The organism is Bordetella tumbae (assembly GCF_965139195.1).
In the GTDB taxonomy this organism is placed as follows: domain Bacteria; phylum Pseudomonadota; class Gammaproteobacteria; order Burkholderiales; family Burkholderiaceae_B; genus Bordetella_A; species Bordetella_A tumbae.
Window position 1 is genome coordinate 1 of sequence record NZ_CBCSJH010000034.1, and the last position, 24,038, is coordinate 24,038.

A 24,038-nucleotide genomic window follows, 5' to 3' on the forward strand; every position below is an offset into this window, starting at 1 on the left:
CCGAGGCCCCTGGTCATGGGCCGAGTCCGTGCGATAGGCCCGGCGCCACGCCCAGGCACGCGGCAGGGACGCCTTCAGAGAGACAATCACGAACAGCAAACGCCCACAACACCAACAGCGATAAAAAATGCCCCCACGCTGCGCCTTTGGCTTGCTGCCCCCCAAGGGGGCGTTTTTATCTTGGGGCGGCCCGGCGATAAAAAAATGCCGCTCAGAGTTTGACTAACTGGCATTACCCCTTAGGGACAGCAAGCCGAAGGCGCAGCGTTTAGGCTATCGGCAATCCGGCAGTTTGATTTGCGCGGTACCGTGCAGGATCCATTGCACGCATTCCCGCGTCGCATCGATGCAGCCGCCTTCGGCATATACCCCTTGCGGGTCACGCCGCCGCAGCATGCGATCGAGTACGGCGTGCAGCGCCTCGGGGTCTTGCAGGGTCTGCGCCGCGCGGGTTTCGACGATGGCCTCGTCGATGATCAGGCGGTCTTGTTCATCGGTGCGCGCGCCATCGCGCCAGTGATAGATTTCTACGCATTTCGATGTCAATGTGTAGGGCTGATCGCGTTTCCAGAAATTGTTGAATCGGCCATCGCCCAGATAAAACACCCACGATCCTTCATAGCCCTCGACATTGGACGAGTGTGAATCGGGGTTGCGAAACCACAGACGGTCTCCGGGCACGTAATACTTGGATGGCAAAGGCTCGTCCATCGATCCGTATTCGCGCAGAAAGACCTCGTGAAAAGCCCCCGACATCACGGCACGGGTTTCCCATTGTTGTTGCAGCTTGGCATAGAGCGCGGGGTGGGCGTCGCGTAATTCCAACGCGACGCCCAGCAGGGTGACATATTCGGTGGCTCGATAGCACGAGAACGCATAGCGTTTGTCCGAGGCATCGGGCTGCGTGGCTTTGGTCAGGGCCTCGATCAACGACACGCCGGGTTCGATGGTAAAGCCACGCGCCTCGTCGTAACGCCAATAGCCGGCGGGGCGCTCGGCCTGCTCGGTATCGAACGCCAGTGCTGTCTTGCGTGCGGCCTGCACGATGTGCTGACGAATGCGTACGGCGCTGCGCAGCTCGGCCGCGCTGGGAAAGGGGAATGCCACCGGGCCCAATAGCATGGCCAGCACGATTTCGCGCGTCAGATCGTCGGGGCGATTTTCCGTGTCCAGTTGCAGGGTTGTGCATAACGCCGTCGTATCGCGTTGCGGTGCCAGCGCCAACAAGGCCTCGCTCGGCTCGAAATGGACCGCGTTGGGGCCGTCAGGTACCGTGGTCAGATAGGCGTTGAGATCCAGTGCCTGCAACCAGTGCAGGGCGGCTTCGGTTTCGGTATGCAGCGCGCCGGGTACCGGCGTGACGATGCGGATACCTTGCCGCAGGGCAGGATCGCGTGGGGAATCGGATGTGGACATGCGAGGGCTCCGTAGACCGGAGCGGTCCCCAGCGTTGGGGAGAAAAAGCGCGCCGTGTCTGGCGCGAGAAATTCTACTGCTGCTGTGGGTTTGTGAGGGAGGGAATCCGTCGGATTCTTTAAGTGTGCGTCGTTTTTCCGTGATGCCTGAGCCCGGTTGCCAGACTGCTGTCAGGATTGACGCAAACAGCCGTGGCGACCGTCGGATGAGCAGATAGCGAAAGTCGGCGTGTTGACGGTGAAACGACCGTCAACGTCAGAGTTTCTGATGGCGGAACAACTGCGTCAGCGATTCGGCGTCCATGAATTGGATATTGTTTTGCGTCGCGTAGTCCTGCGCAGGCTTCGAAATATCGCCCAGCGTGACGTAGATGCCCTCGCTGGCGCCTGCCGCGCTGCGCGCCGTCTGCAGGCGTTGCAGCGGTTCGGCTCCTGTATGGGCGGCTTTCCAGCGGCGGGCAGATATCAGTGCACGTCCAGCGCCGGGGCGCGCGACCTCGAAATCGGCGGCATCGGTTTTCAGGCGCTTGACCTGGCAGCCGTCATGACGCAACGCGGCCTCGAAGTGATCGGCAAAGGTGGACCAGGGCATGGCCGACAGGGCTTGCGCTGTTTGCTCGACGCGTGCTGACGAGGGTTTGTTGCGTTGTTTCCAGGCGGCAATGCCGGAAATAATGATGAACGGCACAGCGCCGCAGATCGGAAAAAGCGCATACGCCGGTGGAACGACCGCAACCGCCACCAGGATCAGCGCGGCTGCCACCAACATGCTGATCCACCATGATGAGCGGAGCAAAATCGCAAACAGAGAATTCTTGGCCATGAGTTTCATGGGTGAGGGTCCTAAGCAGCTTGTCGAAATGGATGGTCGGGATGATCGCAGGATTTGTGACCGTCCCGGTTTTCAGCGCCTGGGCGCTTGTCGGCGAGGTCAGCGATCCGGCGTATTAGAAGGAGGCGTAGGGGTAGCAGGGTGTTCATCCGGCGCACTCGGCTCCGTCCGTGGCGATGGCGGCACCGGCCGCACCCCTGGGACAGGCTCCTGCGGCGCGTTGCCGGAGGAGGGTGGATTTGCGCGGCCGCCCGCTGCCGATTCGCCCGGCGCACGCGCCATCCAGGCAATCAGCGAGGCGCGCATGGCTTCTTCGACCGACATATCGATGGGTTGGACCCAGTCGGTCGGGACAAAAACCGTATAGCCGCCAATCATGTACCCCATGGGCAGATAGACAGCAACCCGTTCTCCGGGCAGAAACCCCTCGGGCAGCCCCTCGGTGTTGCGCCGCGTGATCAGGCCGACCAACTCGAGCGGCTGGCCTGGGATACGCAGCACAACGACGTGCTGGGTATCGGCTTTCGCACTGGGCGAGAAATAATCGGCAAAGCTCTTCAATGACGAATAAATGCTTTTGATGACCGGGATATTGGTAAACGGCATTTCCACAAAATGGAATATCCGCTGCATGCGCTCTTTGGAAACCAGATAACCAACCAGCAAAATGCCCAGAACACCCAGCGTCAATCCCATGCCGGGGATATAAAAGCTGCCAATAAAGGGGCTGAGCAAGGACAGGGCGGCAGCCTCCGTCCATGCCAGAAAGACGAACAGCAGATATAGCGTCAGTGCAATCGGCAGGACGGTAATCAGCCCGCGAAAAAAATATCGAGACAAACGCGTCATAGGGGTGAAGCTCCGGTAATACGTAGTGATTCAATGGCCGGTGACAGGCAAACTCAAGGTCTCCTTGATTTCTTCCATGACCACGTAGCTATGTGATTCGGCCGAGGCGGGCAGGCGTTTCAATATTTCGCCCAATAACCGCCGGTATTCATTCATTTCACTCAATCGTGCTTTGACGAGATAGTCAAAATCCCCGGATACCAGATGGCATTCCATGACCTCGGGGACATACAGCAGTTCCTGTTTGACCCTGTCAAAGACGTCGCCTGATTTGGCCGATAGTTTGATTTCCAGAAAGACCAATAGATTCAGGCCCAGTGCGGCAGGGTTGACGCGAGCATGATACCCGGTGATGACACCTTCGCGTTCCAGACGCTTGACGCGTTCGGAACACGGGGTCGCCGACAGGCTGATCCGCTCAGCCAGATCGGTGATGGAAATCCGCCCATCGCGCTGCAAAATATCCAGAATTTTCCGGTCAATACGATCGAGTTCGCGCATTTCACTTTGAAGGGGGCCGTTTAGCCCCTGTTGTCAGTAAAAGTACATTTCAGAGTCCCCGATTTTAGTGCTTTTCACTATTCACATCGTCCTAGACTATTGATTCATCTATCAGAGATGCCGAACTCAGGGGATTTTCATGCATGTCATCGTCTTGGGCAGTGGTGTGATTGGCACGACCACCGCGTATTACCTGGCGCGTCAGGGCGCCAAAGTGACGGTACTGGATCGCCAGTCCGAGGCGGCCAGTGAAACCAGCTACGCCAACGCGGGCCAGGTGTCGCCGGGCTATTCCACCCCCTGGGCTGCGCCGGGTATCCCCCTGAAGGCCCTGAAATGGATGTTCCAAAAGGATCACGCCCCGCTGTCGATCCGTCCGGATGGCACGCTTTATCAGTGGCGCTGGATGGCGGCGATGTTGGCCAACTGCTCGGCCAGCCGTTACGCCGTGAACAAAGAGCGCATGCTGCGCCTGGCCGAATACAGCCGCGATTGTCTGAAGAGCCTGCGCATTGAGACGGGCATCCAGTATGAGGCGCGTACGAAGGGCACATTGCAGCTGTTTCGCACCGAGTACCAATACGAGGCGGCGCAACGCGATATTCAGGTGTTAGAGGCGTGCGGCGTTCCGTATGAATTGCTGGATCGCAATCGTCTGGAAACTGCCGAGCCTGCCTTGGCACGTACCGCTTATAAATTGACCGGCGGCCTGCGCCTGCCCAACGACGAAACGGGTGATTGCCGTCTGTTTACGCGACGATTGGCGCAGTTGGCGGTGGAGCTGGGTGTGGAGTTTCGCTATGGGCAGAGTGTCACGAGTCTGGAGACCACACGGGGGGAAATCACCGGCGTGCGTGTCGGTGACGAGGTGTTGACGGCGGACCGTTACGTCGCGGCATTCGGCAGTTACTCTCGTGGTTTTCTGGCGCCCCTGGGCCTGGATCTGCCGGTTTACCCCGTCAAAGGCTATTCCTTGACCATTCCATTGCTGGATCCCGATGCCGCGCCGGTGTCGACGGTATTGGACGAGACCTACAAGGTAGCGGTCACACGTTTTGACGACCGTATTCGCGTCGGCGGCATGGCGGAGCTGGCCGGCTTTGATCTGCGTTTGAATCCAGAGCGCCGCCGCACCCTGGAATACGTGGTCAATGATTTGTACCCCGGCAGTGGCGAGGTCGAGCGAGCCGAATTCTGGACCGGCCTGCGACCCATGACGCCCGATAGCACGCCTATCGTTGGGCCGACGCGCTATCCCAATCTATATGTGAACACCGGGCATGGCACCCTGGGTTGGACCATGTCTTGCGGCTCGGCCAAGCTCTTGTCGGATCTGGTCATGGGCCAACGGCCGGAGATTCGTGCCGATGACCTGGCCCTGTCGCGCTATGGCGCGGCAGGCAAGCGCCAGCCGCGTGTGGCCTTGGGTGAGCACGCCGCAGCCTGAGGGCTGGATTCGTCACGCTGCCTGCTTACCGCCGCCTGCCTTTGTGCCACAATCGCGCCATGACGCCATCATGGCGCAGGCACTTGCAGGGGCTCCGTGACACATCTCATCCATACCGCTGATTGGCAGATCGGACGGCAGTACGGTCAGTTTGAAACCGACGATGCGGCCATGTTGGCCGAGGCACGTTATGAAACCGTCGCGCGCATTGCTGCGCTGGCGGCCGAGCGCCGCGCCGATGCGGTGCTGGTAGCGGGGGATGTGTTCGATACGCAGGCCGTGTCGGATCGCAGCATTCGACGCTTGTTTGATGCACTGGCCGCGTTTGCCGGCCCGTGGGTCATGATCGCCGGGAATCACGATGCCGCCTTGGCCGAGAGTGTCTGGTCGCGCGCGCATCAACTGGGATGCATCGGGCCCAATGTCCATATTCCCCTGCGGCCGGGCGTGGTCGATTTACCTGAACTGAATCTCGCAGTATTGGCGGCGCCGCTGACGCAGCGGCATACCTACGACGACACGACGGCCATTTTTGACGCCTTGGAAACCGAGCCTGGACGGCTGCGTGTGGGCTTGGCGCATGGCAGCGTGTCGGGCCGCTTGCCGGACACCGTGGATTCGGCCAATCCCATTGCAGCCGACCGGGCTGCGCGCGCGCGTCTGGATTATTTGGCGCTGGGCGATTGGCACGGCACGTTGCAGATCGATGCGCGGACTTGGTATGCCGGCACGCCGGAGCCGGATCGTTTTCGGTCGAATGCCAATGGCAGTGTGTTGGACGTGCGGTGCGCAGCGGGGGCGGAGCCCGTGGTGCAGAGCGTGCCTGTCGGGCGATTTCGCTGGTCGTTGTGGGCCGAGTCGTTGATGTTGGCGTCCGATGCGGAGGCGTTGGCGCATCGTTTGCAGGATATCGGCGCCGAGGATGTGTTGCGCCTGGAATTGTCGGGCCAACTGCCGCTAGAGGCCTGGGACGCCCTGCAGGCCACTATCGCGCGCGCCGTGGCACGCTGCCGGGCATTGTTATTGGAGACAGACGGTTTGTCCTTGGCGCCTGACGCCCAGGACTTGGCGGCATTGGGGGCGAGCGGCTATGTAGGCGAAGTCGCAGCACAATTGCAGGCCATGCAGGACGATCCGGCTCAGGCAGCGGCCGCGCGCCAGGCGCTGCGGCTGCTGGTGCAATTCCAGCGCGAGCGGGCGGGGGCGCAATGAAACTGCATCGCATCGCAGCGCAGGCGTCTGCCACCGCACGATTCCATGCTGGCCAGTGGGTGGCGCTATGAAGCTGCACCGCATTGCGCTGCAAGAGTTTCGCAAATTCCGCGATCCGGTCGTGCTGGATGATTTGGCCGAGGGCTTGAACGTGATTGCCGGGCCGAACGAGGCCGGCAAGAGCACGCTGGCGGCCGCGATCCGTGCGGCCTTTCTCGAGCGCTACAAGACGACCAAGGTATCCGACCTGGCACCGTGGGGCATGGCCGGCGCTCGGCCCTCGGTGGAAATCGCGTTCGAACACGATGGCCATGAGTACCTGCTGCGGAAATCGTTTTTGAGCCGTGCGCGTTGCGAGCTGCTGGTCGACGATGGCGCTGAGCGGCACGAGGGCGAGGCGGCGGAAAATGCCTTGGCGGCGTTGCTGGGATTCGAGTTTTCGGCAAAGGGCAACAGTCGGCCGGAACACGGCGGCATTCCCGGGCTGCTCTGGATCGCTCAGGGCGAGGGGCAAAACCTGTTGGAGCCCGCGGGTTACGCACAGAGTCACGTCCGGGACGCATTGACTCGATTGACGGGTGAGTTGACCTCGGCCGACGGTGATTCCCTCTACGAGAGGGTCGAGGCCGAACGTGCTGCCTTGCGCGATGGGCGCAGTGGCCGCCCCAAGGGGGCCTATAAAGACGCTGAGGATGCGCTGCTGCGCGCCGAGCAATCCGTCGCCACCTTGACCGCCTCGAAACAGGCGCTCGATGCCGATGTGGATCGCCTGGCGCTGTTGCGTCGTGATCACGACAAGGCCGAGCAGGAACAACCCTGGCTCAATCTGGAGCAGCGCGCCGGCGAGGCGCGCGCCCGCCTGGCCGAGATCAGCCGCGAGCGGGATGCTCTGGCCAGTTTGCAGCGCGAGCTGACACAGGCCGACGACACCTTGGCTTTGCTGCACGAGCAGGTCGAACGCGATCAGCGTGATGCAGCGGCGCTGGTGAATCTGCAGGCCGATGCAGACGCTGCCGCCGCCAGTTTGGCGCCTGCACGCGAGGCTTTGGACCGGGCCTTGCTGCAACAGCAGCGCACCGCCCAGAGCCTGGCGCAGGCCAACGCCCAGGTGGCCGCCGCACAGCAGGCGGCCCAGCGGCTGGATTGCCTGGCGCAAATCGATCGCTTGAACCAGGAATTGCGGCGCGGGCAAGACAGCATTGCACAGGCCGAGCAGCTCGCCGAGCAGGTCCGGGCCCTGCAGGCCTCGGCTGCACAACTGGAAATCGATGACAGCGCGCTGCGCACCTTGCGCCAGTTGGAACAGCGTCTGGCGCAATTGCAGGTCCAACAGAATGCCGGTGCGACGCGGGTGCGTCATCGTCTGCTGGCCGGCCATACGCTGCAGCTGGCTGGCCGGGATATAGCAGGCGAGGGCGAGGTCCTGGTTTCCGAGGCAACCGAATTACAGATTCCCGGGATCGGGGTTCTGCATATCGAGCCGGGTGGCAGCGATTTGCCGGCCGTCTTGACTGCTATCCAGCAGACACAGGCAGAGCGCACCGCGTGTCTGGCCCGTCTGGGTGTGGCATCGCTGGCCCAGGCCGAGGCCCGGGCGGTGACGTATGAGCAGACCCGGCGCGACCTGGACATGGCCCGCCAAACTTTGCGTATCCAGGCGCCGGAGGGCATCGAGGCATTGCGTGCGCTGCAGTCGCAGGCCCAATCCCGATTGACGCAATTGCAGGGACAGTTAGCGGGGATGCCCGAGGGCGCGGCAGCACCCGTGGATCTGGCCCAGGCGCAGCAGGCATTGCACACCGCGACCGTCGAGGCCGATCTTGCCGGTCAGGCGGTGACGGCGGCACGCACTGCATTGGACACCCAGCAGACCAAGGCGCAGATTTTTCAGACACAATGGGCCGCGCGGCAGGCCGAGTTCGGCGCGGCGAGCCGGGTAGAGCAGCGCGAGCAGCGTGGCGCCAGGCTGGTCGAGGCGCGCGCGACCCGTGACACCTTGGCGCAACGCTGTCAGGCGGCACAAGCCGCTCTGCAGGCCCTACAGCCGGAACTGATCGAGCAGGATGCACAGCGTTTCGAGCAATCCGCTCGCTTGCAGCGCGAGGAACAGCAGCGCCGCCATGCCGAATTACTGCAATTGCAAGGCAAACTCGAACAGGCCCAGGCTCATGGCCTGGGCGAGCAACTGCTGCAGGCACAGGCTGAGGCGCAGCGGCTGACCCGGCGGCGCGACGAGTTCGCGACCCGGGCGCAGGCGTTGGACCTGTTATGGCAATTGCTGGGGCAGCGGCGCGCCGACGCGACGCAACGTTTGCTGGACCCGCTGGCCCAGCGTCTGCAACACTATGTCGGACTGTTGTTTCCGGGGGCACAATGGCGCCTGGACGATGCGCTGATGCCTGCTGCGGTGGTGCGTGGGTCAGGGCCCGACGCGACGGAAACGTTGAACGCCTTGAGCTTCGGCACGCGCGAGCAACTCGGCGTGCTGGCGCGTTTTGCGTATGCAGATTTGTTACAACAAGCTGGCCGGCCCACCTTGCTGGTATTGGACGATACTTTGGTGCACGCGGATCAGGAACGCCGGGAATTGATGAAACGCGCGCTGTACGACGCCGCCTCGCGGCATCAGGTGTTGCTGCTGACTTGTCACGGCGAGTCGTGGCAAGACATGGGGGTGGGAGTGCGAGCGGTCCCCTGACCGGAGTGATCGTTTCTTTTGGTTACCTGCTAAATGAGTCAAATTAACGCGAAAAATGCACTTAAAGCACTGATCAACCAAAAAAATCACTTACATCGCCATGCGAACCTTACAAGAATCTGATATTTTTCGGGGTGGATACTTGATCGGCGCTTGTCGGCAGCGTGACACCGGATCGGCGGTGTTACGGCAACGATGGGCTCAATTTCGCATCTGTATAACGTCACCCCGGTTTCAAATCTGGCTCCTGCCCAAGAGCCAGGCCGCCGGCCCTCCCGGAATACCATGTCGCTGATTCTCATACTCGCTCTGCCGTTTATCGGCAGCCTGTGCGCCGCGCTGTTGCCTTCCAATGCCCGTAATGCCGAGGCGTGGCTGGCAGGCCTGATGGCACTGAGCTGCTTTGTCCTCGTGGCCAGCCTGTACCCGCAGGTTGCCGATGGCGGAGTGGTTCGTGCCGATCTGCAGTGGGCACCGGCACTGGGCCTGCAGTTCACGCTGCGTATGGACGGTTATGCCTGGTTATTCGCACTGATCGTCTCGGGCATAGGCGCATTGGTGGTGCTATACGCACGCTATTACATGTCGCCGGACGATCCGGTGCCGCGGTTCTTCTCGTTTTTCCAGGCCTTCATGGCGGCCATGCTGGGCGTGGTGCTGTCGGGCAATCTGATTCAGTTGGTGTTGTTCTGGGAAATGACCAGCCTGGCGTCGTTCATGCTGATTGCCTATTGGCATCACCGCCAAGACGCCCGGCGCGGTGCACGCATGGCCTTGACCGTCACGGGTGCGGGCGGCTTGTGTCTGTTGGCCGGTGTCTTGATCCTGGGCCATATCGTGGGCAGCTACGACATGGATCGGGTGTTGGCAGCGGGTGACGTGGTTCGCGCTGATCCCTGGTATCCCGCCGTGTTGGTGCTGGTGGCTCTGGGGGCGTTGACCAAGAGCGCGCAATTCCCGTTCCAGTTCTGGCTGCCTAATGCCATGGCGGCGCCGACGCCAGTTTCGGCCTATTTGCACTCAGCCACCATGGTCAAGGCGGGCGTATTCCTGCTGGCGAGGTTCTGGCCGGTGCTCTCGGGTACAGAAGAATGGTTCTGGATCATCGGCGGAGCAGGGTTGTGCTCGCTGGTGCTGGGCGCCTACGCCGCGATTTTCCAGCAGGACATGAAAGGCGTCCTGGCGTACTCCACGATCAGCCATCTCGGTTTGATCACTTTGTTGCTAGGGATGAACAGCTCGCTGGGTCTGGTGGCCGCGATCTTTCATATGGTGAACCACGCCACGTTCAAGGCATCGCTGTTCATGGCAGCTGGCATTGTCGACCACGAGACGGGTACGCGCGATCTGGGCCGTCTGAGCGGCCTCAGGCGCGCCATGCCGATCACCGCGACCTTGGCCGTGGTGGCCGCCGCGGCCATGGCGGGCGTGCCGCTGCTCAACGGTTTCATTTCCAAGGAAATGTTCTTTGCCGAGACGACCTTTGTCAGCGGCGATCCGATGATTCAATATGGTCTGCCCGCGATGGCGGTGCTGGCCAGCGCGTTCAGCGTGGCCTATTCGCTGCGTTTCATCCTGCAGGTCTTTTTCGGTCCGCCGGCAGAGGATTTGCCTCGTGCGCCGCATGAGCCGCCGCGCTTTATGCTGGTGCCCAGCGGCTTGCTGGTGCTGATGTGTTTGGTCGTGGGCGTGATTCCGGGACTGACAGTCGGTCCATTCCTGCACGCGGCGGCACAAAGCATCCTCGGCGCCGATATGCCCGAATACAGCCTGGCCGTATGGCATGGGGTGAATCTGCCGCTGGTGATGAGTTTTGTCGCGATGCTTGCGGGCATTTTGCTGTATGCCGGATTACGTGCCCGTCAGCGTGCGTTGCCGGGGCAGGTGCCGTTTATCTACCATTTCGATGGCCGGCGCACGTTCGAGTTTTTGTTTGACTATTCCAGCGTCGCTGCCAGCTGGGTGCTGGCGCGTGTGTCGTCGCCACGCATGCAGATTCAGATGGTGCTGATCGTGCTGGGCGCGCTGCTTGTGGCTTGGCTGCCGTTGCAGCGCGGCCAGTGGAACGACGCGCCGTCGCCCGTCACCCCCCTGGATCCGGCCTTTGCCGTGTTGTGGGTGGTGGGCGCGATTTGTGCGGTCGGGGCGGCGTTCCAGGCCAAATACCACCGGTTGGCGGCATTGATCCTGGCTGGTGGGGCAGGCCTGGTGACCTGCCTGACGTTTGTCTGGTTCTCTGCGCCGGATCTGGCATTGACGCAGCTGGCGGTCGAGGTCGTAACCGTGGTGCTGTTGCTGCTGGGGCTGCGGTGGTTGCCGCGCCGTATCGAGGGAGGGGGCCTGGATGGCAGTGCCCGCGCCCGTGCTCGCCGCGTGCGCGATCTGGTGATTGCCACCGTGACGGGTACGTCGCTGGCTGCCTTGGCCTATGCCATATTGACTCGTCCGCCGGGGCAGACGGTGGCCTCGTATTTTGTAGAAAACGCTTTGCCCGAGGGCGGTGGCACCAACGTCGTCAATGTGATTCTGGTGGATTTCCGCGGTTTTGATACCTTTGGCGAGATCACCGTCGTCGGTATCGTGGCGCTGACGGTGTACGCGTTGCTGCGCCGTTTCCGGCCGGCGGCGGAAAGTGTCGATCTGCCCCGTCAGCAGCGCGACCAGGGCGAGCCTGTCGTAGCGCCCGATATCCAGGCGCTGTTGCCGGATAACGCGTTGGCGCTGCCTGCCGTGCTGGTGCGTTTCCTGTTGCCCATTGCGGCGATGGCATCGGTGTATCTGCTCTTGCGTGGGCACAATTCGCCTGGTGGCGGCTTTGTCGGCGGCCTGGTCATGGCGACCGCCATCATTTTGCAATACATGGTGGGCGGCGTGTATTGGGTGGAGTCGCGCAGCCGCCTGAATCCGCAGCATTGGATCGGCTTGGGGCTGCTGTGTGCCGGCCTCACCGCGGTGTCGGCCTGGTTCGCCGCGCGCCCATTCCTATCGGCCATGGCGTGGGATGTCTCGTTGCCTCTGATTGGCCACGTCCATCTTTCCAGCGTGTTGTTCTTTGACTTGGGCGTGTACATGCTGGTCGTGGGCGGCACCGTGCTCGTGTTGGTGGCCTTGGCTCACCAATCCTTGCGCGCACAACGCAAGGCGGCAGCAGAAGCCCAGGCCGCCGCAGAATCCGGGAGTCCTGCCTAATGGAATTGATATATGCCATCGCGATTGGCGTGTTGGCCGGCTCTGGCGTGTGGCTGATCCTGCGGCCTCGCACATTTCAGGTCATTATGGGGCTGACCTTGATGTCCTATGCCGTCAACTTGTTTATTTTCGGAATGGGGCGGCTGACTGTCGGACGGCCGCCTGTCATCGATCCCTCTGTCACGCCGGATCCGGCTGCCATGGCCGACCCCGTGCCGCAGGCATTGGTGTTGACGGCCATCGTGATCGGGTTCGCGACCACCGCATTGTTTCTTGTCGTATTGCTGGCTTCTCGCGGGTTGACTGGCACCGACCACGTTGATGGCAGGGAGTCGGAATCTTGATCGATTGGTTGCAACACGCGCCTATATATCCCATTGCTGTCCCGCTGATTGCGGGGGCGGCGATGCTATTGCTGGCGGACAAACGGCGGGGTTTACGGGCCGGGATTGCGCTGGTGGCCAGCCTCGCTCAGCTCGCAGCGGCGATCACGTTGCTCGCACTGGCTGCCGGCGTCGGCGGCGTCTGGCCCAATGGGGTAGGGGTGTATCTGCCCGGGGATTGGCCTGCACCGTTTGGCATTGTGCTGGTCGTCGATCGCCTGTCGGCCGTCATGCTGACATTAACGGCCGTGCTGGGCTTGGCTTCATTGATCTACTCCCTGGCGCGCTGGGATCGCCTGGGCGTGCATTTTCATTCGCTGTTCCAGTTCCTGTTGATGGGCCTCAATGGGGCGTTCCTGACGGGCGACCTGTTCAACTTGTTCGTGTTTTTCGAGGTCTTGCTGGCCGCGTCGTATGGTCTGATTCTGCATGGATCGGGCGTAGCGCGGGTCAGCGCCGGCCTGCAGTACATTGCGGTCAATCTGGTGGCGTCGTTCCTGTTGCTCATCAGTATTGCGCTGATCTATGGCGTCACCGGCACCTTGAACCTCGCCGATCTCGCTGTGCGCGCCGGCGTTCTGGGCGGCAGCGATCGCTTGTTGTTCGAGACCGGCGCGGCGGTGCTGGGCCTGGCGTTTCTGGTCAAGGCCGGCGCATGGCCGCTGAATTTCTGGCTGGTGCGCGGCTATAGCTCGGCTAGCGCACCGGTGGCGGCCGTGTTTTCCATCATGACCAAGGTCGGCATCTACGCCTTGTTGCGCATCGGTTCACTGTTGCTGCCCACGGGTGCGCCGGCAGCATTCAGCCTGGACTGGATGTTCGCGGCGGGCCTGGCGACCTTGATTTTTGCGGCTATCGGATTACTCGCGACCCAGCGGTTGGATCAACTGGTCAGCTATTGCGTGATCCTTTCCGCCGGTACGCTGCTCACCGCGTTGGGTATGCCGGGCGTGCGGCTGACGGGGCCGGCGTTGTTCTATCTGCTGAGCTCCGTGCTGACCACGGGGGCATTTTTCATGCTGGTCGAGCTGGTCGAGCGTACGCAGACGTTCGGGGCAAACGTGTTGGCGGTTACGTTGGACATGTTTGACCTGGATGATCCCGAGAGCCCGAACCGTTCCGACGATGTGGTGGGCGTGGCGATTCCTGCAGCGATGGCCTTTCTGGGATTGGCGTTTGTCTCGTGCGCCTTGCTCGTGACGGGGTTGCCCCCGTTGTCCGGCTTTGTGGCGAAGTTCTCGCTCTTGTCTGCGGCGGTTGCCGAGGCCAATACCTCGACCCAGCCGGCGGACGCCTGGATTCTGGTGGCTGCCGTGTTGGCGGCGGGTTTGGCCGGCATTGTGGCGTTTGGACGCGCCGGGATGCGGATTTTCTGGGGCAACGAGGAACGCACGACGCCGCGGCTGCGCGTGTTCGAGGCGGGGCCGGTTGCCGTGTTGATTCTGTTGTGCGTCGCGCTCGCGGCGGGGGCAGGGCCGGTGTCGGCCTATCTGGACGATGCGGCGCGCTCGCTCGATCAGCCTGCGCTGTACATTGATGCGGTGTTGTCGGCCAACCCGGCGCGTACCTTGGGGGGGCATTGATGCGGCGTTGGTACAAACTCCTGCTGCCTGCGGCATTGCTCGTTCTGTGGCTGTTGCTCAACGAGTCGCTGTCTGTCGGGCAGATCGCATTAGGCCTGGCGCTTGCGCTGTGGCTGGGTTTTGCGTCCAGCCGCCTGCGCCCGTTGCGCGGACGGCCTCACAAATTATGGTTGCTGTTGGGATTGAGCCGCCGGGTGGCGATCGATATCATCCGTTCGAATATCGCCGTGGCCAAACTGATCATCGCCTATCGGCGCGAGTACTCCCCGGGCTTTGTGCATATCCCGCTGGATCTGCATGACCCGCATGGCCGTGCGCTGCTGGGTTGCATTCTGACCTATACGCCGGGCACCGTGTGGGTCGATGTGTCCAACAATATCCTGACATTGCATGTGCTCGATCTGGAAAACGAAGCAGCCTGGATCGAGTTGGTCAAACAGCGCTACGAGCGTACCCTGATTGAGGTGTTTCAGTGAACCTTGTTCTATTCTGGGCCGCATCCTTTGCCTTGTTGTGTTTTGTCCTGGGTATGGCGTGCGCAACGGTGCGGCTGGTGCGCGGTCCCACCGCGCAGGACCGCGTGCTGGCGTTGGACGCGTTTTACATCAATGGCATGCTGACCATGCTGGCCTTTGGCATCCGGTCAGGCACACCGGTGTACTTTGACGTGGCCTTGTTGATCGCCTTGTTCGGTTTTGTCGGCTCTACCGCGATGGCCAAGTTTCTGCTGCGTGGCGAGGTGATTGAGCCATGAACGTCGATATCCCATTGTGGGCCGGCATTCCGGCCACTATCCTGCTGGTCGTAGGCGGCGTCATTTCGCTGATCGGCTCAGTCGGGTTGCTGCGATTCAAAGATTTCGTCTCGCGTATTCATGCGCCGACGCTGGGCAACACCCTGGGGGCCGTTTGTGTATTGCTGGCTTCGATTTTGGTGTTTTCCTCTCTGCAACAGCGTTTTGTGATCCATGAAATTCTGATCACGCTGTTGCTGTTTATCAGTTCGCCTGTCACGGCCATGTTGCTGATGCGTGCGGCGGTGTATCGTGGGCGGCGGGATCGTGGCGAGTTCAATACGAAATAGTTGGCGCTGAATAACTGTGCCGAGGTTGGCGTGCTTATTGGACGTCGAGCCGAGGCAATCGGGCCGTGAGGGCTTCACAAAGCCGGTCCGGGCATGCGGCGGGGTGGCATGGTGCCAGTTTGGAGGATCTGCTTGGTGATAGTTGATGCCTGCGAAGATGACGCATAGCGAATCTCCAGGTGTTACGACGCCGACACTCGAGAGATCTTCCGTTCATCTCTGACGCCAAAGCCCTCGCATGCCGATCACGAATGCTATTCATTGGCGCGCCCGTAGGCGCCAATGAATAGCAGCCCTGCAAGATCTTCATCCTTGCAAAAGCCAGTTCCTACGAAGCCTACGTACACCACCCGTGCCAGCGACGAGGGAATCAGAGATTCTGCGAGTCAAGGCGGGGCAGTGACCGTGTTGGCGCGCCTCGTGGCTGAGCGAGTGGAGGTCGTAGGGAGGCCCGAAGGGGCCGTACGAGACGAACGAAGCGGTGTCGGACGCGCAGGCGGCCGACCAGCCACGTGAAGCGCCAACACGGTCACTGCCCCGCCTTGACGTCCAATAGCACTCAATCCCCCGTCCTACCCACGCCGCACCGTCCGAATCCGCTAGTGTTTGTAACATTTGCACGCCCTCACGCCTCCCGCTTTGGCGTACTGTAAAAGCTTAGCCGGACGCTTCGGCGCCCAGCCATGCTGAAGGAGCGGAAAATGGACTTACGACGTATGCACAATCGGTATTGCAGCCTGGCATTTGCGACTTTGAGCGCGTTAGGCGGGATGGCAGGGATTTCTGCCGCCAACGCGGCCGATGCACCGACGGCCGCCTCTATCCAATCTCAGTACGAACATGACGTACAGCGCTGCAATAGCGGCCAGACGAACCAGAGCAAGGCCGTCTGCCTGCAAGAGGCCGGCGCGGCGCGCGAAGAGGCCCAGCGCAAGCGGCTCGACGACGGCCAGTCGGCGAACTATGGCAACAATTCGGTAGATCGTTGCACGAAATTACCCCAACCGCAGCGTCAGGATTGCCTGCAGCAGATGCAGTCGCCGTCTACGGTGAAAGGCAGTGTAGAGAGCGGCGGCGTTCTGCGCGAAACGGTGATCCCGGTGCCCCCGTCCCAGACGGGCACGACGCCGGGGACTTCGGGCACCATGCCGGGTAGTTCCACCGCGCCGGGCGCCGTCCCAGGGGCTGCGCCCGGCAGTTCGACGACGCCGGGCACGGTAACGACGCCGCCTGCCGGGACACCTGCGACACCTGTACCCGTGCAGCAATAAGACGGCAGAGTCGGGATCAGGCAAAATGTCGCCTATTACCGACTCTTTGCCGCACTCATGTCTGACGTCATCGCCCTGATATTCGATTTCGACGACACGCTGGCGCCAGACAGCACATCTGGCTTCCTCGACAGCCTGGGGGTGGATACGGCTGCGTTCTGGAAAGACAGGGTCGGTCCGCTGCTGTCCGATCAGGACTGGGACCCTGTGCCCGCTTATCTCTACGAGATGATCGAGCTGTCGCGCAGCGGGACGCACGGCTTGATCACGCAACAGGGCCTGCGAGAGTGGGGCGCCAGGCTGCCCCTGCATGACGGCGTCACGACATTATTCCAACGCTTGCGTGCCGCGGTCCGAGCCGAGCACCCTCAAGTACAACTCGAGTTTTATTTGATCTCCAGCGGCATCGGCGACGTGGTGCGGTCTACACCCATCGCTCACGAATTCACCGAGATCTGGGCGTCGGAGTTCGTGTATGGCGCCGATGGCGGGATCACTTTTCCCCGCCGTTTGGTCAGCTTTACGGACAAGACCCGTTATCTGTTTCACATCCAAAAAGGCATCATCGGGCGCGAGTTTCGCAACAAGCCTTTCGAAGTCAACCGCAAGATCCCCGAAGACCGCCTGCGTGTGCCGTTTGACCAGATGGTCTTCGTTGGCGACGGCTACACCGACATCCCGTGTTTTTCCTTGATTCGCAAAGCCGGTGGTTTCGCCTTCGGTGTATGGGATCCGAAACATCGCGACAAACGCAGCCGGGCATGGGGCTTTATCGAAGAAGGCCGCGTGTCGAATTTGAATCAGGCTCGCTACGGCGAAGAAGCCGAACTCTATCAATGGCTCGAAGAGGCCGTCACCAGCCTGGCCGGGCGCATCGCACTGAAATCCCGGGTGTATCGTGGTTGATGAGGTAACGCTGGCGTCGCCGGCGGATGAATCATTCATGTCTCTGGCGATCGAGCAGGCCGAGGCCGCCTGGCGTGTGGGCGAAGTCCCCGTCGGTGCCGTCGTCGTCGATGCAGAGGGTCAGGTGCTCGGCACAGGTTATAACCGCACTATCACTGACAGCGACCCTACTGCGCACGCAGAGATCGTTGCATTACGCGCAGCCGCTCTGCATCTGGACAATTACCGGTTGCCTGGGGTGAGCCTGTACGTCACGCTGGAACCCTGCGTCATGTGCATTGGCGCCATGTTGCACGCCCGCTTGGCGCGCGTCGTCTACGGCGCCTCGGATCCCAAGACCGGCGCCTGCGGCAGCGTGCTGGACGTCGGCGCGGTAGAGCGATTGAATCATCACACGACTGTTATAGGTGGCGTATTGGCGCAGCCCTGCGGCGATATGCTGCGGCGGTTTTTCCGCGAACGCCGTACAAAGGAATCCACGAAATGAGCACCTCTACACATCCCGCACATGGGCACGATGGACATGATTGCGATGACGATTGTGGTCATGATCACGACCACTCGCACCATCATCATGCCAAGCCCGCCGGCGGGATTTATTTGATTTCGCCTTCGTCTGCGGTGCGTGACCCGGACACCGTGGCGTTGGCGTGCGAGCGCCTGGCACGAGAGGGATTCAAGACCGCAGTGGATCGCGCCGCATTGGCTGTGCATCAACGTTTTGCCGGCACGGAAAAACAACGCCTGGCTGGCATTACCCGGGCGCTGAAGCAAAAACATCCGATTGTGATGGCCACGCGTGGCGGCTATGGGCTCAGCCGTTTATTACCGCAGATCGATTGGCGCGCTGTTGCGGATAGTGGCAAGCGTTTCGTGGGATTGAGCGATTTCACGGCGTTCAATCTCGCCTTGCTCGCGCAGACGGGTGCGGTCAGCTACAGCGGGCCGACAGCTGTCGCGGATTTTGGCGGTAAAAAGGTCGACGATCTGACGGCTGCATTGTTCGGTGAGACCATGCGCGGCGAGTTGGAGATCCTCAGTTTTGAGACGCAGGATGCCGATCCGGTCGATGCACGTGGCGTATTGTGGGGCGGGAATCTGGCGACCTTGATGTCGTTGATGGGCACGCCATATATGCCTAAAGTGCGGGGCGGCATTCTGTTCATTGAGGACGTTGCAGAGCATCCGTATCGGGTGGAACGCATGCTGGCTCAGCTGTGGCAGGCCGGCGTGCTGCAACGCCAAAAGGCCATCGTGTTCGGTCATTTCACAGACTATCGGTTGGCGCCGCATGATGCCGGGTACGATATGCCTGCCGTCGTGAAATGGCTGCGCAGCGTCGTTAAAGTCCCCGTCATTACTGGGCTGCCCTACGGGCACGTCCGCACCAAGGCAACGCTGCCCATTGGTCAAAAGGTCGGCATTGCTACCGAGGCGGGTATGGCGCATTTGGTGATCGACGAGCATCAGCATTGAGACAGGCTGTGCGGTCCTGAACCCGCATCGTCGACACTGATATCGATATAGATATCACATTCACGATGCCGACAACTGAACCAGCGACGACGAGTACGAACAAGACACCATCTATTAACTGAACTAGCGATGACGAGTATGAACAAGACACCGTCTACTAACTGAGCCAGCGATGACGAGCACGAACACGACACCGTCTATTCAAACATCCGAAATCTCAGCGTCGTCAGAAACCTTTGTCGTTGAGTCCTCGATCGAATTGCCTGAGCGGCTCGCGGGTTCGCTCTTTGTCTATGCAGATCTGTTTGAGGCTGCCCGGCGGCGCTTGCTACACATTCTGTTCTGGGTAGTGCTTCTGTTGGTGGTGCTGATCGGTTTCTCGTCATGGCAGGATAGCGGTGATCAGGGTTTCGGCGCCTTTGCTTCCCGTTTTGGCGGCAAACTGTTTGGCTTGGACGGCCTGGTGATCCTTCTCGTCGTCGTGCCGACGTTGGCCTACTATGCGATCCAACCGATGATCTTTCGACGCCGGTTGACGCGTTGGTGCCGCGACGAACAGCTCGATCGGCCTATGGCCGCCACCTACCGATTTGAGCCGGGCGGCATCACTGCGTACACACCGGGACACTGCAGCGCTATTGCTTGCCAGCGCATCATCGGTTTGACCGAGGGAGACACGCATTTTTTTATTCGGCTAAAGGACATCGAGGATGTCCTTGTCTTGCGGCGCAGTGCATTGTCCGATGAGCAAATCGCACGCATCAAGGCATGGGCTGCATCGTGCCAGGCTGGCGGCGCGGGGGAGGCCCTGGATTTTCATGGACTGGCAGATCAAACCGGCTCACAGCCATTGATGATGGTGCGTTTCGAGCAAACTGCTGCGGATCGCGCCATCGCACTCGGTTGGCAAATGGAGCGTCCGAGCATGCGTCGCCGCCGTCGGCGGGGCTTTGCGCTGACCTTTCTACTGACTGCCCTTATTTGGCCGGCGATTTTGGTCGTGTTCTGGTTGCTGGATGCGGACCGCGTTCCTGTTCGCTATGCGTTTCCGCTTTTCCTCGAGATGCTGGCGAGCTCTGTTTGGCAGTATGTGCTGGGTTTTTGGGCGATCATTGTCGCCATCATCGTCTTGCACCCGTGGGCAAGGGGCCGGCATGCGCATCGGCTCGCCGAGCAACTGCACAAGCGTATGCGAGTCTATGAGCAAGAGGTGCGGCTTTATGAGGACAGGCTCGATATTTGGCAAGAGGGGCTGCTGAATCGTTTCGAGATGATCAGCTTTGAGCGCATTGAGCGGCGGAGCGAGCATTTTCTATTGCTGCAGCGGGTCGGCGAGCCGGTGATCGTGCCGTTACGTGCGTTTGATGACGATAAGCAGGCTGCTTTTGAGCGTGTTGTTGCGCGTCGTATTGACGAGGAAAACCATCGGCTGGAGGCGGGCGTATGAGGCATTCTGTTGCAACCCGCGTTGTTGCGATGTTGGCTTTTTCGCTGGCGGCGATGAGCTCATGGGCTGAGACCGTTGTTATGCCCAACGGGCTGTCGGTTGAGCTTCCCGAAGGATGGGTCCTGGACGGTTCGCCGCAAGGCACGGTGGCAAAAAGCGGGCTGCGCCGTGTGCAATTCGTTTGCGAGACCGAGGCGTGCGAACAGACGCAGGAGACTTGCACAATTTTGATGCGCAGTGAACCGCTGCCAGGCGAGGATGATGCGGATAGGCTGCGTGAATATTATGCGTCGCCGTTCAAGCGTTATTTCCGCTTGCGGGCTGTGCTGCGTTCGACTGGGCCGGATGCTGGTATTCGCCAACCGCTTGAATTGGTGCGGATCGGTGATCGGGAATGGTACCGGGTGGAGACGGATGCGCGACACAATTACCGATCAGGGGTGTTTGCTGAGACGGTAGTGAATGGGCGCTATGTGGGCGGGATCTGCAAGTCTTGCGAGACGGGGGAGGAACGGCATCAGGGCGGGATGCGGGTGTTGATGAGTTTGAAGTCGAATGCTGCCACAGGGAATTAAAAGAGGGCGATCCATTATCACGTATAAAGCGCAGGATCGATCTTATTTTTATTAATTGCTGTAAATATATACAGTAATTTTCTGAAGAGAGATAGGATCAGCGGTCATTACGGGTATGTACTGGCCTGCTGCTGTTGGGTGTCTCCGCCGGCCTCTTGAATATATACCCGTTTCGGGTATATATTGGGAGTGGGTTGTTGGACATGAAAGTCTTCAAGCGCAAGGACTTTGCTCGGTGGCAAGCATGCGAAAAGTTGCCCGATGCCATTTTGTGTAAAGCAGTTCGTGAGATGGCTGATGGTTTGATTGATGCAGATCTCGGTGGCGGGTTATACAAGAAGCGAGTAGCCCGTCTTTGTGGAGGCAAAAGTGGCGGTTATCGAACGTTGCTGTCGGCTCGAATTGACAGCCGCTATGTGTTCTTGCATGGGTTTCTTAAAAGCGACAAGGCGAACATCACACAGGACGAACGAAAGGCGTTGCAATACGCTGGGAAAATATTTTTGAATTTTTCGACAGAGGCGTTATTGCAGGCGCTACATTGTGGTGTGCTATTGGAGGTGTGCTGTCATGAGCAAGATCATTGAGTCTTTACGTGATGATCTACGGACTTTGCATGAAGCGGGAGCGATCAGCAAAGTCACAATGCGTCAGTTTGATGCGATCTGTCCTGCACCCGTACGAGAGTTTAGTGCTAATGACATTAAGCGGTTACGTGAAACGTTGAGATTCAGCCAGCCTGTGTTCGCATTGCATTTGCACACATCGGCATCAACTGTGCGCAAATGGGAGCAGGGTGACACTCATCCTGCAGGGCCCGCGCTCAAACTGCTGAATATCATTGCAGACAAGGGGTTGCAGGCCATAATTTGACTAATGAATGTCTTGCTAAGGTCGATAGGTGCAATTGAGTCAGCTGGGCGATTTCAGTGCTACAGGCTGAGGTCGGATCAAGGATCGTCGTTGTGAGTTATGTCTAAGACATCGGAGAACATCGTTGACGATCATCAACACAAGACCTTTGCGTATTTACCTAGACAGTTCGGATTATTCGATACTCTCTAATGGTCGAAAATCGGCAGAGACAAGTGAAGTAAGGGCCGAGTTGCAACGTCTTGCAGACAGCGGACAAGTGGAGTTTTGGTATTCCGCCGCTTCCATTAGTGAAATGGCTCCTATCAAATGGGAGCATGGAGGTGCTGCAGCAGGTCGTGCTGCATGTTTGTCAGACCTATGTCAACGACATGCTTTGATATCGATGAATAGACTGTTGACCCACGAGTACGCCTGCTTGGTGCAGGGACAACATATTTCGGAGCCGGTCTATTCTTACGATGGCAATTGGTTTCCAGACATAAGCGGAATCATGCCGAAGCCTGAATGGGCGAGTGTTCTTCAATCATCAACAGATTTGTTGAAGAGCCAGGGCATGAATCGAGCTATGAGACGGAAGGTCAAGGAGACTTTGATAAGGCATCAAAAGCCACGGAAAGAGTACCTTGCGCATATGTCGGAAAATAGTGATGTCAGTGAAATCATTGACAAGTATCCGATGCGAGAGCAAGACGCACTTGTCCTTAGAAAGTACCTTTTGGGTCAGGCGACAAAGAGTGAGGCAGAGATAGCTTTTTCGGAGAGTTTGAGGGATCCCCGATGGATGATGCAATGGTTCGATTTGCATTACGACAAAATGTCGACGATACAGTCTTGGGTACGCGGGGATGCATCGAAAATGATTGACGTTGTACGTACAGCAGCCACTGCTGTTAGCGAGCTTTTTGAAAGGATCCGCCTGGCGCAGGAGCAGGCTAAATTGTTGGAAATTCCATGCAAGTTGGAAAAATTAGATGATGCTTGGTGGAAAAGCGCCGAAGAGGGTGTTGTGAGCAACACAATAACAAAGGTGTCGCGCGTATATGGCGATGTTGTTTTTGAGTCTCTATCTTCCGTGTCGGCTGATAAGTTTATGCGTGGGTTTTCCACCTGTATTCGTACGTTGTTCTCGTTGGTCAGGCATTCTGTAGGTTCACGTGCTCGGAAGCCGAAAGAAAGTGACTGGGGTGACTGTATTCACTCCCTGTATGCTCCATATGTCGATATATTTCGAACGGACTCATTCATGGCCTCGGTAATTCAACGCCACGTTGACAAATACGGCGTGACAGTTGTTGGAAGGCCTCAAAACTTACTGGAAGCAATTCGAAAGCGCATTGCTAACTAGCGCTGGGGCGAGATAGCATCGCCGAGATTTGTCGCTTTGTTGAATGTGGGCTCGGTGTTATTTGTCGTTCGATTCTGCTGGATCCGGTACCCAGGACGCCGCACGTTTTTCCAGGAAAGCGGCAATACCTTCCCGGCCATCAGGAGACGCGCGGAGCGCGGCCAGGCGGGTGGCGGTGTCTTCTAGTATGGCGTCGTCGATGGGGTGCTGAGAGACGTCATGGATCAGACGTTTGGATTCTTTTAACGCATTGGGCGAGGCCAGCATGAGTTTGCCTAGCAATGCATTGATGTGTGCGTCCAGTTCTTCGGATTCGCAGATGTCGTGGATGAGGCCGATGCGCCATGCTTCGGCGGCGTCGAATGTCTCTGCGGTGAGGAACCAGCGGCTGGCGGCGCGAGGGCCGATGGCGCGCAGGACGTAGGGCGAGATCATGGCGGGGATGAGGCCCAGGCGGGTTTCGGTGAGGGCGAAGCGGGTGTCGCGGCTGGCGATGGCGATGTCGCAGGCGGTGGCCAGGCCCAGGCCGCCCGCCATGCAGGCGCCGTGTATGCGTGCGATAGTGGGCTTGGGGCAGGTGTAAATCGTATGGAGCAGGGTCGCGAGGGCCTGCGCGTCCGAGCGGTTGTCGGCCTCGCTGGCTTGCGCGCTGTGGCGCATGGCATTGAGATCGGCACCGGCACAAAAGACTTTGCCATGTCCGGCCAACACGATGGCGCGTATTTCGCTGTCGTCCGCGAGTGTCATGAATGTCTCGGTCAGCTCGGCAATGAGACGCGCATCCAGCGCGTTACGCACTTCAGGGCGGGCCAGCCAGAGCACAGCGGTTTGCGGGCCATAGGCGACTTCCAACGTTTGCAGCATGCGGACTCCTTATGGGTTCAAGGCGCGGCGACGACGAGGTGTATAGCTTATCGCAGTGATGAGCCACGCATCATGGCGACCACATC

23 protein-coding genes are annotated in these 24,038 nt (G+C 59.8%); 18 read left to right on the top strand and 5 right to left on the bottom strand.

The window, feature by feature from the left end; genetic code table 11:
• Positions 1–273: 273 nt before the first annotated feature.
• The 4 genes from ACNA0J_RS24010 to ACNA0J_RS24025 all read right to left on the bottom strand — a co-directional run bounded on the left by ACNA0J_RS24010 (position 274) and on the right by ACNA0J_RS24025 (position 3,597).
• Positions 274–1,416 (bottom strand): hypothetical protein, encoded by a 1,143-nt coding sequence (locus tag ACNA0J_RS24010; protein ID WP_415821410.1) that lies wholly within the window; start codon positions 1,414–1,416, stop codon positions 274–276.
• A 255-nt stretch (positions 1,417–1,671) separates the two neighbouring features.
• On the bottom strand, positions 1,672–2,238 hold the full coding sequence (locus tag ACNA0J_RS24015; RefSeq protein WP_415821411.1) for a restriction endonuclease: 567 nt from the start codon (positions 2,236–2,238) through the stop codon (positions 1,672–1,674).
• Between the two features lie 108 nt (positions 2,239–2,346).
• Positions 2,347–3,096: a DUF502 domain-containing protein gene (locus ACNA0J_RS24020; RefSeq protein ID WP_415821412.1), complete on the bottom strand. Its 750-nt coding sequence runs from the start codon at positions 3,094–3,096 to the stop codon at positions 2,347–2,349.
• Positions 3,097–3,126: 30 nt separating this feature from the next.
• Complete coding sequence (locus tag ACNA0J_RS24025) at positions 3,127–3,597, bottom strand: winged helix-turn-helix transcriptional regulator (RefSeq protein ID WP_415821413.1); 471 nt, start codon at positions 3,595–3,597, stop codon at positions 3,127–3,129.
• A gap of 139 nt (positions 3,598–3,736) precedes the next feature.
• On the opposite strand from ACNA0J_RS24025, the gene ACNA0J_RS24030 reads away from it, so the two are divergent.
• From ACNA0J_RS24030 to ACNA0J_RS24115, 18 genes are all read left to right on the top strand, one after another.
• Complete coding sequence (locus ACNA0J_RS24030) at positions 3,737–5,044, top strand: D-amino acid dehydrogenase (RefSeq protein WP_415821414.1); 1,308 nt, start codon at positions 3,737–3,739, stop codon at positions 5,042–5,044.
• Positions 5,045–5,140: 96 nt separating this feature from the next.
• On the top strand, positions 5,141–6,256 hold the full coding sequence (locus tag ACNA0J_RS24035; protein ID WP_415821415.1) for a metallophosphoesterase family protein: 1,116 nt from the start codon (positions 5,141–5,143) through the stop codon (positions 6,254–6,256).
• A gap of 67 nt (positions 6,257–6,323) precedes the next feature.
• On the top strand, positions 6,324–8,954 hold the full coding sequence (locus tag ACNA0J_RS24040) for an AAA family ATPase (RefSeq protein WP_415821416.1): 2,631 nt from the start codon (positions 6,324–6,326) through the stop codon (positions 8,952–8,954).
• A 285-nt stretch (positions 8,955–9,239) separates the two neighbouring features.
• A complete protein-coding gene (locus ACNA0J_RS24045) occupies positions 9,240–12,143 on the top strand; it encodes a monovalent cation/H+ antiporter subunit A (RefSeq protein ID WP_415821417.1) in 2,904 nt (967 codons plus the stop codon).
• A complete protein-coding gene (locus ACNA0J_RS24050; RefSeq protein ID WP_415821418.1) occupies positions 12,143–12,487 on the top strand; it encodes a Na+/H+ antiporter subunit C in 345 nt (114 codons plus the stop codon). The genes ACNA0J_RS24045 and ACNA0J_RS24050 overlap by 1 nt, the downstream gene beginning before the upstream one ends.
• Positions 12,484–14,109, top strand: a complete 1,626-nt coding sequence (locus tag ACNA0J_RS24055; RefSeq protein ID WP_415821419.1) for a monovalent cation/H+ antiporter subunit D — start codon at positions 12,484–12,486, stop codon at positions 14,107–14,109. The genes ACNA0J_RS24050 and ACNA0J_RS24055 overlap by 4 nt, the downstream gene beginning before the upstream one ends.
• Complete coding sequence (locus ACNA0J_RS24060; protein ID WP_415821421.1) at positions 14,109–14,585, top strand: Na+/H+ antiporter subunit E; 477 nt, start codon at positions 14,109–14,111, stop codon at positions 14,583–14,585. The genes ACNA0J_RS24055 and ACNA0J_RS24060 overlap by 1 nt, the downstream gene beginning before the upstream one ends.
• Complete coding sequence (locus ACNA0J_RS24065) at positions 14,582–14,863, top strand: K+/H+ antiporter subunit F (RefSeq protein ID WP_094821630.1); 282 nt, start codon at positions 14,582–14,584, stop codon at positions 14,861–14,863. The genes ACNA0J_RS24060 and ACNA0J_RS24065 overlap by 4 nt, the downstream gene beginning before the upstream one ends.
• Positions 14,860–15,192: a monovalent cation/H(+) antiporter subunit G gene (mnhG, locus tag ACNA0J_RS24070; protein ID WP_415821422.1), complete on the top strand. Its 333-nt coding sequence runs from the start codon at positions 14,860–14,862 to the stop codon at positions 15,190–15,192. The genes ACNA0J_RS24065 and mnhG overlap by 4 nt, the downstream gene beginning before the upstream one ends.
• Before the next feature lie 701 nt (positions 15,193–15,893).
• On the top strand, positions 15,894–16,463 hold the full coding sequence (locus tag ACNA0J_RS24075) for a hypothetical protein (protein ID WP_415821423.1): 570 nt from the start codon (positions 15,894–15,896) through the stop codon (positions 16,461–16,463).
• Between the two features lie 57 nt (positions 16,464–16,520).
• Entirely contained in the window at positions 16,521–17,369 is an 849-nt protein-coding gene (locus tag ACNA0J_RS24080; protein WP_415821424.1) for an HAD family hydrolase, read from the top strand.
• A 37-nt stretch (positions 17,370–17,406) separates the two neighbouring features.
• Complete coding sequence (gene tadA, locus ACNA0J_RS24085) at positions 17,407–17,856, top strand: tRNA adenosine(34) deaminase TadA (RefSeq protein ID WP_415821425.1); 450 nt, start codon at positions 17,407–17,409, stop codon at positions 17,854–17,856.
• Positions 17,853–18,845: an LD-carboxypeptidase gene (locus ACNA0J_RS24090; RefSeq protein ID WP_415821426.1), complete on the top strand. Its 993-nt coding sequence runs from the start codon at positions 17,853–17,855 to the stop codon at positions 18,843–18,845. Before tadA ends, ACNA0J_RS24090 begins: the two co-directional genes overlap by 4 nt.
• Positions 18,846–19,017: 172 nt before the next feature.
• Complete coding sequence (locus ACNA0J_RS24095) at positions 19,018–20,292, top strand: YcxB family protein (protein WP_415821427.1); 1,275 nt, start codon at positions 19,018–19,020, stop codon at positions 20,290–20,292.
• Positions 20,293–20,321: 29 nt separating this feature from the next.
• Positions 20,322–20,867: a hypothetical protein gene (locus ACNA0J_RS24100; protein ID WP_415821428.1), complete on the top strand. Its 546-nt coding sequence runs from the start codon at positions 20,322–20,324 to the stop codon at positions 20,865–20,867.
• A gap of 203 nt (positions 20,868–21,070) precedes the next feature.
• Positions 21,071–21,454: a type II toxin-antitoxin system RelE/ParE family toxin gene (locus ACNA0J_RS24105; protein WP_415821429.1), complete on the top strand. Its 384-nt coding sequence runs from the start codon at positions 21,071–21,073 to the stop codon at positions 21,452–21,454.
• On the top strand, positions 21,438–21,740 hold the full coding sequence (locus ACNA0J_RS24110) for a helix-turn-helix domain-containing protein (protein WP_415821430.1): 303 nt from the start codon (positions 21,438–21,440) through the stop codon (positions 21,738–21,740). The genes ACNA0J_RS24105 and ACNA0J_RS24110 overlap by 17 nt, the downstream gene beginning before the upstream one ends.
• A gap of 124 nt (positions 21,741–21,864) precedes the next feature.
• Positions 21,865–23,088: a hypothetical protein gene (locus ACNA0J_RS24115; RefSeq protein WP_415821431.1), complete on the top strand. Its 1,224-nt coding sequence runs from the start codon at positions 21,865–21,867 to the stop codon at positions 23,086–23,088.
• Positions 23,089–23,145: 57 nt separating this feature from the next.
• Here ACNA0J_RS24115 and ACNA0J_RS24120 read toward each other — a convergent pair whose 3' ends face one another.
• Entirely contained in the window at positions 23,146–23,952 is an 807-nt protein-coding gene (locus ACNA0J_RS24120) for an enoyl-CoA hydratase/isomerase family protein (protein ID WP_415821432.1), read from the bottom strand.
• Positions 23,953–24,038 lie beyond the last annotated feature (86 nt).